This is a genomic window from Xanthomonas vasicola (assembly GCF_000772705.2).
GTDB lineage: Bacteria > Pseudomonadota > Gammaproteobacteria > Xanthomonadales > Xanthomonadaceae > Xanthomonas > Xanthomonas vasicola.
This window is the reverse complement of record NZ_JSBW02000066.1, coordinates 1-13,467: the sequence shown is the minus strand read 5'-3', so window position 1 is coordinate 13,467 and position 13,467 is coordinate 1. Positions and strand designations below refer to the sequence as shown.

11 protein-coding genes and 1 other RNA gene are annotated in these 13,467 nt (G+C 64.3%); 5 read left to right on the top strand and 7 right to left on the bottom strand.

The window, feature by feature from the left end; translation table 11 throughout:
- Window positions 1-438: 438 nt before the first annotated feature.
- Window positions 439-4,122, bottom strand: coding sequence for an Rne/Rng family ribonuclease (locus tag NX05_RS17565; RefSeq protein WP_230597649.1), 3,684 nt, complete (start codon window positions 4,120-4,122; stop codon window positions 439-441).
- 400 nt (window positions 4,123-4,522) lie between these two features.
- Between NX05_RS17565 and NX05_RS17560 the strand changes: the two genes are divergently transcribed.
- Window positions 4,523-5,509 (top strand): RluA family pseudouridine synthase, encoded by a 987-nt coding sequence (locus NX05_RS17560; protein ID WP_039436495.1) that lies wholly within the window; start codon window positions 4,523-4,525, stop codon window positions 5,507-5,509.
- 32 nt (window positions 5,510-5,541) lie between these two features.
- On the opposite strand, the gene NX05_RS17555 is transcribed toward NX05_RS17560, so the two are convergent.
- From NX05_RS17555 to NX05_RS17540, 5 genes are all read right to left on the bottom strand, one after another.
- Window positions 5,542-7,374: a DUF3300 domain-containing protein gene (locus NX05_RS17555; RefSeq protein WP_172645729.1), complete on the bottom strand. Its 1,833-nt coding sequence runs from the start codon at window positions 7,372-7,374 to the stop codon at window positions 5,542-5,544.
- A gap of 312 nt (window positions 7,375-7,686) precedes the next feature.
- Window positions 7,687-8,505: a zinc transporter ZupT gene (gene zupT, locus NX05_RS17550; protein WP_039436493.1), complete on the bottom strand. Its 819-nt coding sequence runs from the start codon at window positions 8,503-8,505 to the stop codon at window positions 7,687-7,689.
- Window positions 8,506-8,714: 209 nt separating this feature from the next.
- Window positions 8,715-8,791: non-coding RNA, sX9 sRNA (locus tag NX05_RS23055), on the bottom strand.
- 123 nt (window positions 8,792-8,914) lie between these two features.
- A complete protein-coding gene (locus NX05_RS17545) occupies window positions 8,915-9,334 on the bottom strand; it encodes an energy transducer TonB (RefSeq protein WP_039436492.1) in 420 nt (139 codons plus the stop codon).
- Window positions 9,331-9,687, bottom strand: coding sequence for a 4a-hydroxytetrahydrobiopterin dehydratase (locus NX05_RS17540; protein WP_010378748.1), 357 nt, complete (start codon window positions 9,685-9,687; stop codon window positions 9,331-9,333). The genes NX05_RS17545 and NX05_RS17540 overlap by 4 nt, the downstream gene beginning before the upstream one ends.
- A gap of 88 nt (window positions 9,688-9,775) precedes the next feature.
- Between NX05_RS17540 and NX05_RS17535 the strand changes: the two genes are divergently transcribed.
- Window positions 9,776-10,375, top strand: a complete 600-nt coding sequence (locus NX05_RS17535) for an NfuA family Fe-S biogenesis protein (protein ID WP_010373369.1) — start codon at window positions 9,776-9,778, stop codon at window positions 10,373-10,375.
- Window positions 10,376-10,388: 13 nt separating this feature from the next.
- Window positions 10,389-12,209, top strand: coding sequence for a hypothetical protein (locus NX05_RS17530; RefSeq protein ID WP_039436490.1), 1,821 nt, complete (start codon window positions 10,389-10,391; stop codon window positions 12,207-12,209).
- A gap of 159 nt (window positions 12,210-12,368) precedes the next feature.
- Here NX05_RS17530 and NX05_RS17525 read toward each other — a convergent pair whose 3' ends face one another.
- Window positions 12,369-12,821 (bottom strand): DUF3693 domain-containing protein, encoded by a 453-nt coding sequence (locus NX05_RS17525; protein ID WP_039436489.1) that lies wholly within the window; start codon window positions 12,819-12,821, stop codon window positions 12,369-12,371.
- 127 nt (window positions 12,822-12,948) lie between these two features.
- On the opposite strand from NX05_RS17525, the gene NX05_RS17520 reads away from it, so the two are divergent.
- Together NX05_RS17520 and NX05_RS24495 are read left to right on the top strand one after the other, a co-directional pair.
- A complete protein-coding gene (locus NX05_RS17520; protein WP_017113166.1) occupies window positions 12,949-13,221 on the top strand; it encodes a hypothetical protein in 273 nt (90 codons plus the stop codon).
- Window positions 13,218-13,391 carry a hypothetical protein gene (locus tag NX05_RS24495; RefSeq protein WP_017118719.1) on the top strand — a complete coding sequence of 58 codons (174 nt, stop codon included), beginning with the start codon at window positions 13,218-13,220 and terminating at the stop codon, window positions 13,389-13,391. Before NX05_RS17520 ends, NX05_RS24495 begins: the two co-directional genes overlap by 4 nt.
- Window positions 13,392-13,467: the final 76 nt, after the last annotated feature.

The window sequence follows — 13,467 nt, the reverse complement described above, 5'->3', positions numbered from 1 at the left end:
GTGTACGCATGGGCGGAAATTGCAAGAAACCAGCCTTCAGCGTAGCGAACACTGGTAGTTTTAGCACGCCGGTGCAGACATCAAGGCCTTGCGGTCGTTGGGTGGTTGGGGTTTTTCAGGGGCGACTCGTTATGCGCCAGCAGGTTCTACCGTTGCCGAATTCCCGGCTCGGCAGAGAGTTCTTGCAGCACCCCAGACAAGCGCTCCGCGCCAGTAGCCTGTAGATCACCTTGCAGTAGCTGATGCTCTCTGCCGGTCCAATGCCACTGGCATGCGGTGGAATGTGATGCGTGGGAACCTTGCTTGGATCTCGATAGACGCGTCTGCCGTGCAGTCGTTTGCACACGGCACATAAAAACACAGCGGCCTGAAGGCCGCTGTGTTTGATGCTGACGTGGCTTGTGACTTCACAAGCCGGCCTGGGCAATCACCTGTTAATCAGTGATCGCCACGCGGCTTGTTGCTGTCATTTTCCTGCGCCTTGTCGGCCTCGGTCGATGGGGCAACAGGCTTTACTTCGGACACAACCACCGTCGGCTTGGGCTTGTCTGCGTCCGACTCCTGCGTGGTTGCAGCAGGCGCCGGATGCTCGCTGACCGAGGAGGCTGACGTTGCAGCATCCTTCGGGCTCAACGCATCAAGCATGGTGGTTTGCACAGGGGCATACGGCTTACGTACTGGCGTAGCGTCTGCACTCGGGCTGGCCTGCGCGACCGTCGATGTAGCGGTCACGGCCACCTCCGCCGATGACGCGGGCGGAGCAGACCGTTCGGCGGGCGGCGACGTGACCGTAACTACCTCGGCCTGCGCAGCCGGCGTTGCTGCCACAGGTGCCGATAGCTCGGCAGCAGGCATTGCAGCTGCCTTCTGGACCGGCGCCGCTTGCTCCGCAGGTGGTGCAACGTCCGCCGAAGCAGCGCGCTGCTGCTGGTCGGCCTTCGCTGCCGCAGTCTCCTCTGCGGCGGGCGCAGCAACGCTAGCCGACGCCGAGTGCAGAGGCTGGTACTGTGGTGTGCTTGCCGGAGCATGGTTTGTCACAGGCGTTGCGAGAGCCGGTGCCGGGACCGGAGCAGCAGGTGTCGTCGATGCGGTCTCGGCGACGGGAGCCACAGCCGGCGCCGGCGTGGATGCCACGGGTGCCGGAGCAGCAACCGGTGCCGGGGCAGCGGCAGCTTGCTGCGCGACCGGAGCAGGGCGCTGTTCCACAGCTCGCGTTGCCGCAACATCAGCATTGACGGCGGTCGGCGCTGTGGCGGCCGGCGCGGGCTTGGCAGGTGCATCGGCGGCCACGGTCGGTGCATCTGCATGCTTGTGGTCAGCGTCAGCCTTGGCAACAGGTGCTGCTGCTGGCTGCGATGCCGGCACGGTGCTGGACACCGGCGCAGTGGTCGAGGACGTGTCATTGCCGAGTTCTGGCTCTGCACGCTCCTTGGGAACCGGGCGCGGCTTGGCGGCTGCCTGAGCAGTAGGTTCGGGCTTGGCGCGCACGGCAGGTGCCGGTGCGTCGTCATCGAAGTCGAACTCCGGCTGGCCTGCACGCGCTGCGGCCGAGACATGCGCCTGAGTACCGGCGGCGTCAGCTTCGTTGTCGCCATCGAGATCGTTGTCGGCATCGCCGTCCAGGTCGTCGCCTTCCAGACCATCGACGCTGGCTCCGCCTTCGCCGTTGGCACCAGCGCCACGACGACGACGACGGCCACCACGACGACCGCGACGGCGACGGCTTCCGCCTTCGCCATTGGCTGCATCGTCGCCCGCGCCATCCTGGGTCGGTACACCCGTATTTGCGTCGGTACCGCGATCAGCGGTGGACTCGCTTACCATGACGTCAACCGGATGCGCCTGCGCTGCTTCATTAGCGATGGTCCGCGCAGTGGCAGGTGCAGCGGCATCGGCAATGGCAGCCACCACGCTCGACGTCGTTGCCGTTGCGGCAGTCGATGTGAGGGTCTGCGCTGCCGCCGTGCCTTCATCCTGACGTGCCGGACGTGGCTGACGCTCAGCTTGCGCGCCGTCCTGCTGTGCTGGTGCACGCGGCGGGCGCGGCGTCTGGTTCTGCGGCTTGGGCTTCTGCTGCTGAGACTGCTGCGGCTGCTGTTGCTTCGGTGCCTGCGCTTCATTGCGCGGCGGCTTGGGAGCCTGCACCTGCTGCTGTGCCTGTGCTCCGTTCTGCGCGCCCTGGCCGCTGGCTGGCTGGCGGCGCTCGTCACGGCGTTCCTTGTTGGCGCCGTTGCCATTGCCACCATTGCCACGCTGCTGATTGCCGCCATTGCGGGCATCGCGACCGTCGCGACGTTGACCGCCACGCTCGCCGCGTTCGTTACGGTTATTGCGGCCGGCATCGTTCTGACGCGGGCGCGGAGTCGACTCGGGAGCAGGAGCGACCGGCTCGACGCCGCCGAAGATGCGCTTCAACCAGCCGACCACGCCGGTGACCGGTGCCGGAATCGGCACGGTGACCACCGGTGCCGGAGCCGCGACTGGCGCCACCGGGGCAGGGGCCTCTTCACGCACCGGAGCCGGCTGGCTCGGCTTGATCGAAGTAACTGCCGGAGGTGCCGGGATGTTCAACTGCGCCTTGGTCAGCGCATGCACCGGCAGCTTGCGTGGGGTGCCGCGCTGGTAACTCGGCTTGCCGCTGTCTTCGCCCAACTCGTTCTCGCGCAGGCGCGTGACTTCGTAGTGCGGGGTGTGCAGCTGCTCATCGGCAACGATGATGATCGGCGAGGCGTGGCGATTTTCGATCTCGCGCAGCGCGCTACGCTTTTCGTTGAGCAGGTAGTTGGCGATCTCCACCGGGGCCTGGACCAGCACTTGCCCGGTGTTTTCCTTCATCGCGTGCTCTTCGGCCACGCGGATGATCGACAGCGACAGCGACTCGACGCTGCGCATGCGGCCATGGCCATCGCAACGCGGGCAGACGATCTGGCTGGATTCGCCCAGGCTCGGACGCAGGCGCTGGCGGCTCATTTCCATCAGGCCGAAGCGCGAGATACGGCCCAGCTGCACACGGGCGCGGTCGTACTTGAGCGCGTTCTGCAGCTTGTTTTCGACTTCGCGCTGGTGCTTGGACGAGGCCATGTCGATGAAGTCGATGACCACCAGGCCGCCCAGGTCGCGTAGGCGCAGCTGGCGTGCCACTTCTTCGGCCGCTTCCAGATTGGTCTGGAACGCGGTTTCCTCGATATCGCTGCCCTTGGTGGCGCGCGAGGAGTTTACGTCGACGGCGGTGAGCGCTTCGGTCTGGTCGACCACGATCGAGCCGCCCGAGGGCAGGCGCACGTTGCGCTCATAGGCGCCTTCAATCTGCGATTCGATCTGGAAGCGGTTGAACAGCGGAATGTCGTCGGTGTAGTGCTTGAGCTTGCGCAGGCTCTGAGGCATCACCTGCTTCATGAATTCCTGGGCGTCGGCATACAGTTCCGGCGTATCGACCAGGATCTCGCCGACATCGGCGCGCAGGTAGTCGCGCAGGGCGCGGATGATCAAGCGCGATTCCTGGTAGATCAGGAACGCGGCCGGCTTGCTCAGTGCAGCCTCGGCAATCGCTTTCCAGGTCTGCAGCAGATAGTCCAGATCCCACTGCAGCTCTTCGGCATCGCGGCCCACACCGGCGGTGCGGATGATTACGCCCATGTCGTCCGGAATATCGAGCTTGTCCAGCGCTTCCTTCAGCGCGGCGCGGTCTTCGCCTTCGATGCGGCGCGAAACGCCACCGGCGCTCGGCGAATTGGGCATCAGCACCATGTAGCGGCCGGCCAGCGAAATGAACGTGGTTAGGGCAGCGCCCTTGTTGCCGCGTTCTTCCTTATCGACCTGCACCACGATTTCCTGGCCCTCGCGCAACAGCTCGCGAATGGTCGACTTGTTATGGTCGACGCCGGCCTGGAAGTAATCGCGGGAAATTTCCTTCAGCGGCAGGAAGCCATGACGCTCGGCGCCGTAGTCCACGAACGCCGCTTCCAGAGAAGGCTCGAGCCGTGTGATACGGCCCTTATAGATGTTGGACTTCTTTTGTTCCTTGGACGGCTGTTCGATGTCGATGTCGTACAGGGTCTGGCCGTCCACAATCGCCACGCGCAGCTCTTCGGCCTGCGTTGCGTTGATCAGCATTCGCTTCATTGTTGCGTTCCTCACGCGCTCTACCGCGCGGAACGCCGTGACGTTTCGCCTCTGGAACAGCTTGTCGGCCCTTCGCGCAACGCGCGGACAGGCCTGACCAGAGTTTCCAGCGCTGCAACACCACGGCAGGCCGCGGGAGCGCTTGTTTAAGTTTTATAGGTGTTTCAGGGCCGGCAGCCGCGTCCGGACGAACCGGGGCAGCGCACGGGACATGTTCAGCGCAACGGTCAAAAACCGCTGGCGATGGCCGGGTAGGCCGGTGAGCCGCTAACATGGCCGCCCCGGGGGCGGTGGTCGCGCACTGTGCCGGAATCATCGGAAGTCAGGCTTCTGGCCAATCAACTTCCAACAAAATCAAACCCTTATCTCGCTCGCCGAGTGTAACAGAATAAAGAGCCGGATGACCGACCCCCAGTCCCCCAAGCCTCCGACCGACCGTGTCGGTGTGCGCATTCTCAAAGTTCCGGAAGACCGTGCTGGGCAGCGGCTGGATAATTTCTTGCTTGGCCAGCTGAAGGGCGCGCCGCGCAGCCTGATCTACAAGCTGGTGCGCAGCGGTCAGGTGCGTGTGAACGGTGGGCGTGCCAAGGCCGAGCGCAAGCTCGAAGGCGGCGAAGAAGTACGGATTCCGCCGGTACGGGTCAATGAAGAGGGCGACAAAGCGGCGCCGCCGCCGTCGTTCATGGCGCGGCTGGAAGCGGCGATCGTGTTCGAAGATGCGCGCCTGCTCGCCCTGAACAAACCGACCGGGGTCGCCAGCCATGGCGGCAGCGGGATCAGCTTCGGCGCGATCGAAACGCTGCGGGCGCTGCGCCCGAACCAGAGCCTGGAACTGGTGCATCGGCTTGATCGCGATACATCCGGCCTATTGATCGTGGCCAAGAAGCGCTCGGCGCTGACCGAGCTACAGGCTCTGATGCGTGAAGACGACCGCGTCGAAGGGCGTGGCATCACCAAGCGCTATCTGACCTTGCTGGTCGGTCGTATGCCCGACGGCGTGATGACCGTAGACGCGCCGCTGCATATCGGCCTGCGCCAGGGCGGCGAGCGGCATGTGCAGGTGAATGCGATCGGCAAGCCGTCGCTGAGTCATTTCAAGTTGCTGGAACGGCGTGGCGGGCATTCTTACTGCGAAGTGCGCATCGAAACCGGGCGCACCCACCAGATCCGCGTGCATGCCCAGCACCTCGGGCACCCGGTGGCCGGGGACGATAAATACGGCGAGGCGGACGTGAACAAGCGCCTGCGCGATCAGCTTGGTTTGAAGCGGCTGTTCCTGCATGCCGCGTCGCTGGAGTTCGCCCTGGATGCCGGCAAGACGCCTTACGTGCTGAGCGCGCCGCTGGCGCCCGAACTGGCCGAAGCGCTGGACCAACTCGGTCGCTGACGCAGCCAGTGTGGCTGCGTCAGCGTGCTGGCTCAGCTGTCGTGGCGGTGGTCGTGATGTTGCGGCTGCGCTGCCGGATGCGGGCGCTGCTGGTGCGTGTCCGCCGGACGGGCTGGCGCGGCACGCGGCGGCGTGAAGGAGACCATCCGCTGCATGTGTCGCTGCGGCTCGGCCTTCATCATGACCGGGCGCGATTCGTAGCGCGGCTGCGATGGCTGCGCATGTTCGGCACGCGGCGAGGCTGCGAACGCAAATTGCTGATGGGGCGGCAGCTGTCGCTGCTCTTGCATGAGCGGCTTCCATTGCGCAGGCTTGGCTTGCGCGCGGAACTGGCTATCGCGGGCGTCGCGGCTGGCAAATGCATCGCGCGGCGGCATGGCCGCATGTGCGTGGTTTGCCGCGGCTGCTTGCTGCTGCGCTGCCCGCGAATCTGCGTGCAGTTGCGCCATTCGCTGATGCTGTGCGGCCTGCAGGTCATTCGCCCGAGGCTGCGGTATAACCGATGCGAATGCCGGCGCTTGTACGCGCGGAGAGCGCATCCCTGCAGGCGGTGGCGGCATCGTATGGGCCGCGGTTGTCAGCGGCGCCGCATGCGACAACGGCGACGGCGCCGAAGTGTTCATCGCTACCGGACGGCCCGGCTGCAGCATCTGCGCATTGAAATGCGGCGCGGCCAGATGCGCATAGTCGGGCGGACGATGAAGCTGGTCGGGCGAGGGCGCTGGCGCACCTGCTCCGGCAAATCCCCTGAGCCCCTTTGCGCTGGCCATCGCTGCCGGTAGAGCGGCCGCTTGCGCTGCGCGGAAGCTTGCTGGGGCAATGCCTGCAACGGGCGCAGGCGCGGATGTCGCATTGGACCAATGACGCTGATCCTGATTCACATACGAGCGTGAATCGATATAGGTATTGCGGTTGTTGATGATAGTGGTGCGCGGCGCATAGACATGATTCTGGTAGACCACGTAATGCGGTGCGGCCGGCGGTGCGTTCCAGTTCACCCCCCAGCTATTCCAGCCCCAGCTGTGCCAGCCAGGCGCCGGCTCGGCCCAGCCGAACCAGCCGTGATGATGTTCAAGTGCGCCGCCCACCAGCACGCCGACGCCGAAGGACACCAGGCCGGTGGTGACGACGTCGCCTTCGTCGTACCAGCGGACCGGACGGTAGCGATACTCGCGATAGACATCGACCGGCGTGCCGTAGACCACGCCGGGGTCGTAGCGCGGCACGTACACCACGTCCCGCTGTGCCGGTTCGATGGTGATCACCTGCGACGGCGGCGGGATGCGTCCTTCATCCAGAATGGGCGTGACCTCCACATGGCGCGCAACCTGCACCTGCTGTTGCGGCGTGCTGCGCAGGTGGCCGCTGGCCTGAGCGCGTTGGCGCATGATCTGCACGGCATTGAGCACATCGTTGGGGTCGTGGGCATAGGCATCGCCGAGCGCACGCGTCCAATCGAGATTGCCGGCCAACTGGGACACGACGTCCGGAAATGCGGTCAGGGCCTTGATGCTCGGGTCCCAGGATTGCGACACCGTGGCCTGCGCGCGATCGGCGGCGCTCAAGCCGCTGTTGCTGCGCAGCCACTCCTGCGCGGTGACCACTTGATCGGGATACACCGAAGCGGCCAGTGTCTGCGCCAGCAGCTTGTCCGGAAACAGGGCAATCGGCGCAACCAGTTGGTACAGCTGATCCGCCGTGGGCGACGTGTAAGCCGGCGCTGCGACTGCACTGGGAGGCGGAGGAGGCTCGGTGGCGGCTGGCGCCTGCGAGTCAGTGCGTTGGCACCCACCCAATGCAATCATGCCGGTGGATGCGATCGACAGCGCCAAAGCAAGGCGCCCTTGTGACCATATGCGTTGCATACCGCACCTCGCTGTGTGCGCGTTGATGACGCGCGTACCATGCGCCGGTTTGAATGTCTGGAACCTTTCTAAAATTGCTCCTCAGTCGACCAGGCGCAACCGTGTTCAGCAAACGTGCGGGAAGCCGCATGCCAAGAACGCGCGGTGCGAGGACCGGAGGATGATTGCGGGCAGGTAGCGCGTATCCGCTCGCCATTTGCACCACAGCGACATCAACGTTGAAGCGGTGGTGTCAGGTTGCTGTGGTGGGTTCGCTGCCAGGGCATAACGCTTGGCGCTGCCAGCGCACCACGTGCTTGGATAAAGTGCGCTTCAAGGCGTTGCGAAGCGGAACAGCACCAGACTGATCGCCAGCGTCCCCATGCCCGACACCAATCCATACACGGTCTCGTGGCCCTGTGCGTAGCGCTTGGCGGCCGGCAGCAACTCGTCCAGCGCCAGAAACACCATCACCCCGGCAATCAGCCCGAACACGGTGCCGAAGACCGCATCCGAGAGCACACTGGACAACGCCAGATAGCCGATGCCCGCACCGATCGGTTCGGCCAATCCGCTGAGCAGGCTGGCGCCCACTGCGTAGAACTTGTTGCGGGTAGCGAAATACACCGGCACCGCGATCGCGATGCCTTCGGGAATGTTGTGGATGGCGATCGCAAACGCCAGCGGCATGCCCACCGCCGGGCTCTCCAGCGTGGCGAAGAAGGTTGCCAACCCTTCCGGGAAGTTGTGCGCCGTGATCGCAATGGCGGTCATCAAACCAACCCGGCGGATATAGGCCCGGTTGTCGTCGCGAAACTGCGGATCGTCGCTGGAAAGACTTTGGTGTGGATTCGGCACCAGGCGGTCGATCACCATGATCAACAGCATGCCGCCCAGAAAGGTCAGCGTGCCGAAGGTGAAGCCAAGTTTGTCGTTGTAGGCGTGGGAAAACGCGGCGATCGACTTATTGAGGATTTCCGTCAGCGACACGTACACCATCGCGCCACCAGCGAAGGCCAACCCAAATGCCAACAGCCGCGGATTGGGCTTTTTGGCGAACACCACCATGAGGCTGCCGAGCCCGGTCGCCAGACCCGCAGCCAGCGTGACTGCAAGCGCGATCCAGACATTGTGTGATGACACTTCAAGCATGTGACGCGGCAACCTCGTTGAATGGAAAATTCTCCGGCGGGGAACGTGGCGATTGCAGCTGCGCTATATGCGCACGCCCTCCGCGAACGCAGGATGGCCATGCCTGGATGACGAACGCGTGGTGTTGAACACGAAAAAAACAGCGCAGCGGCGCCAGCTTCACGCCGGCGCGAACGTCAAGCAAAGACGAACAGGACGCTACTGAGAGCGGCTAACGAAACGTAGCGAGCAGCTGTCAGGTGGATGCGGACGGCGCGCTCAGAACCGCAGTGTACGAGTGGTACAGGAGGTTTCCGAGCACCGTCCGCACCCGCCTGGCGGCTGCGCAGTAGTTTTGTTAGCTGCTAAACGTGCGCTTCTTTCCGCGCATGTGCCCTGTGGACAGAAGATGTCATGACCTGCACTGTCCTCAGCCGCCGCGGCGTGTGCGTTCCTCAATGGCGAAACATTCGTTCGGACGCGGTACCGGCGGCTTGAACGAGACCGGCACCTGGATGGTCTGCGGCACGGTCTGGCCATTGCGGGTGGCGGCCTTGAACTGCCATTCGCGCACGCGCTTCTGGGCAGCTTCGTCGAGCACGGGCTGGCCGCTGCTCTGCGCCACCGAAACATCGGTGGGCGTGCCCTGGGTGCCGACCACGACCCGCAGCACGGTTGTGCCACCGACACCGGCGCAGGCTAGCTGCGGCGAATATTCCGGCGGCGGCGTCTTCAAGGCCGCCAACTCGGTGGGCGCCACGGTAGGCGCGGCCGCCTGTTGCGACTTGCCGCAGCTGCTGAGGCCGGTGGCGACGATGAGGCCGGCAAGCGCGGCGCGAGACATGTTCATGCGATGATTCCCTGATCGTAGAGCTGCGCGGCCTTGGCCGCGCAAATGAAGTCGTTTTCGCTCAGCCCGCCCACGTCATGGGTGGAATAGCGCACCACGACGCGGTCGTAATGCACACCCAGGTCGGGGTGGTGGTCTTCGCGGTGGGCGATCCAGGCCAGCGCATTCACAAAGGCCAGGGTGCGGTAATAGTCGACGAAGCGGAACGTACGCGTGAGCGCCATCCCGGCTTCGGCCAGCTCCCAGCCGGGGACCTGCGGCAGCAATTCGGCCAGGCGCGCCTCGCCCAGCTTGTGGTCGCTGCCTTTGCGCGGGAGGCAATGCGCCTGCTCCAGGGGAATCAGATCGGTCATGACGGTCTCGCAGGGGTGGCGGACGGCGCACCCACCAGGATCACGGTGTTCCATGAGCGAGGGCGCTTTGAGCGGTAGAATAACCCGCATGATCCAGATATCCGACAAAGCCCAGACCTATTTCCGCAAGCTCATCGAACGTGAGGGCGTGCCCGGCATGGGCGTGCGCCTGAGTGCGGTGGATGCGGGCACCTCACGTGCCGATGCCCGGCTCGAGTTCGCCGAGCCGGCAGACCTGAGCGGCGACGAATGGGCGATCGATTGCGACGGCTTCACCTTATATGTCGTCGCTGCCAGCGTGCCATGGATGGACGGCGCCGAGATCGACTACGTCACCCAATCCACCGGCAACCAGCAGCTCACCATCAAGGCACCCAAGATCAAGGGCGAAGCGCCCGCAGAGTCTGCCTCGATGGTGGAGCGCGTGCGCTGGGTGGTGGAGAACGAGATCAACCCCCAGCTGGCATCGCATGGCGGGCGCGTTGCCGTGCAGGAAGTGTCGGCCGATGGCGTGGTATTGCTGCGTTTCGGCGGCGGCTGCCACGGTTGCGGCATGGCTGATGTGACCTTGAAGCAGGGTATTGAAAAGACCTTGATGGGGCGCGTGCCCGGTGTGATTGCGGTGCGCGACGCGACCGACCACGCCACCGGCGACGCGCCGTACATTCCGCGCGACAGCGCGGCCTGATTCCCCACCACCGGTGACAACGGCTGCCGATCTGCTGCAGACACTGCGCGCGCGCATGCCGAGCAAGCTCATTCTGGATCGGCGTACCGGCCTGCCGTATGGCTGGGGCATCTGGATGGGCAACCGCAAGCACGCGGCTGCGCCATTCAACGACGACCAGGTGATAGATGTACTGCTGGCGCGTGGGCAGCCGCCCAGTAGTGGCATGGTCGGCGTCTCTCTGCTGTCGCCGTTCCAAGCGTTCCGCAGCCTGTGGTGGCAGCACTGGGACCCGCGGCCGAAGGATCAGCATCGGCAGCACTGGCTGGCGGTGCTTGGCAGTTTTCTGATCCACCTCGGTTTTATTGCGCTGCTCGTCTGGGTTGTCGCCGTGCGCTGGGCGCCGGAAGAAACCACACCCGGCGACGAATCGCGGGTCCGCATGACCTTGATCGGCAATGGGGCGGCAGAGCAGGGCGGCGAGGAAGGTCAACCTGCGGCCGAGGCGTCGACGCAGGCGGCTGCAGCTACGACGTCTTCGCCAGCGCAAGCGGGTACATCGGCGGCGAAAAGCGAACCAGCTCCATCGTCGACACCGACATCAGCGCAGCCAGCAGCCGATCCTCTCGAGCGCCCCGACACGGCCCATGCACCAGAACATGCGCCGGAACCGGTGCACGCTGCCAGCGAACCCGTCACAGCGGATATTCCGCAGGTGACGGTGCAGGTGCCGCCGGTAACGATCGAATCGCCGCTGCAGGTCACCGAAACCGCAGTCGCCACCACCGACTTTGTGGTCCCGCCGCCGCCAACGATCACTCTGACGCCGCGTGCGATCCAACGGGCAGCACCGCAGGTCCAGGTGCGTCAACGCGACATCCAGACGGTGACCGAACGCCCGCAGGTGCGCGAAATGCAACGTTCGGCCACCGATATGGCGGTGCGCTCTCCCACGGCCCCAACGGTGCGCGAGCGCGACATCGTCATCCCCGAGCGCCCGCAAATCGCCACGCCGGCTGCACGCCTGCATGAGATCTCGCCGACGGTGCGCATGCCTGACATCGCGGTGCGTCCTGCAGAGCTTCCGAACGTACCGGATCCGGCGCCTGCGCCAGTGGCGGCGACACCTGTCGTGCCAGCGACGCCTGCGACTCCCGACCCGCGGCCAGCCACCGTGGCGGCGCCATCCACGCAAGCAGCCGCGCAACCTGCGCAGTCGCAGGCCAGTCCTGCTCGGTCCGAGCGTTCCAGCAGCGTGGCGGCCGCTGCATCGTCGCCTGTCAAGCCTGCCGCCAGCAGTCATGCCGGCCTGGCGCCTGCCGATCGCAGCGGCGGGTGGAACGCGGCCGCCAACGCCGACGACTGGAGTAAATCCGACCGCAATCGGGAAGGCGACACGACCGGTGCCAGCGCCCAGCGCAACGGCATGTTCAATGCCGATGGCAGCGTCGAGGTGGCCACCGGAACCGGTGATGCCGGCAAGGGTGCAGGTGACCGCGGACCACCGGGCAGCGAGACCGATACCTGGACCCGCGACCAGATCGCCCAGGGCGGCACCTGGCTCAAACGTCCGCCTTACGGCTACACGCCGACCTCGCTGGACAAGTATTGGATGCCGAACCAGACGCTGCTGCAGGAATGGGTGCGTCGCGGCCTGAAGAAGATCGAGATTCCGATCCCGGGAACGACCACCAAGATCAGCTGCGTGGTGTCGCTGCTGCAATTCGGCGGCGGCTGCGGCCTGAGCGACCCCAACCTCAACGATCAACCCGCAACCGCACGCCCATCGCCGGACGTCCCGTTCAAGCGGGAGTTGCAGGAAGACAAGGGTGTGCTGCGCCGTAGCGGCGAGTGAGTGTCATGCACCGTGATGAGCGATCGGTGGCCCGTTCAAAGTCATCAGTCGATACATCACCAGTTCGCGAGCTTGTCCCACGTGGCTTGCAGCGATACAGAGAAAGCGCATTCATGACCAGCGGCGGCCGTGAGTTTCTGAAATGGCTGGCTGCCGTCTTCATGACAGGCGACCCATGCTTTGAAGATTCTCGTGTTCGGCTACGTCCAGTGCCCGGCGCGATCTTACATAATATACAGAATATGCGAAGTCGGCACGATTAAGCCCTTGAATTTCAAGGGTTTTCGTCCGACCCGTCGCCGGCATCATGCCGATGGCCAGAACCATCGCCCCGACCACCGTAGTGACCGGGGACAGTCTGTCCCACACCACGCTCCACGCCTTCCGCGCTTCTGGACTTTCAGCGCTTTCCGTTCTTACTAACACTGCAATTGCCGGGTCGGCTTGAGCTAGCCTGATCAGTGCCATCAGGTGTTCATCCTTGATCGGCTTCCCCTTACGCCATAGCGATATCGCGCTCGGCGATACATCCAAGTGCTTCGCCAATTGACGGTCGGACGGCTCATTACATGCTTTTAGAGCCGTGTCAAGCAATTTCTTTATCGTCTGCATGATGAGTGTTACTTGACGTGGGTGTTGAGTTTTAGTTTATATCCACTTCGTGACGAGTGGTACTCGACACCGCGCACCCCCGGCTCCCCTCCGGGGTCCGCGTCAAGGGGCAGGGGATAGGGGCTTCATGGACACCAACACACTGGCACTGCTCGGCGCTTCCGCGCTGACCGTGATCGTCGGCCTCGCCCGATTGGTCGCTTGGATTCTTGACCGTCGCGCCGAAGCTGCGCTGCGCGCACACCGCGAGCAGGTCTTCATTATCGAAAGCTACGCCGATCTGGTCGCATCGTCTTTGGCGGTGGACTACGTTGATCCGTGTGTAGCTGCTGCTGAGGAACGCGCCGAACTCATGGCGGATGCCACCTCTGGTTATTGGTATGGACGGTCCGTCGCATGAAGGAGTTCGCAAAGTGCATCGGCTACGTGTGGGCGCTCGCTGCCTTCATCTCCCTTTTCATCATCGGTGCCTACTACCTGCCTGAGCCGTGGACATGGGTTTGTGGCGTGTTCTTGTTTCTGACGCCTGCCGGTCTGATCGCCTATTTCAGCGGGGTTGGTCATGACTGACCTGTTCGAAATCCCCGGCATGAAGTTGCACACCCTGTTTGACCTGGTCAGCTGGTCGCGTCAGTGCGGCAATGCC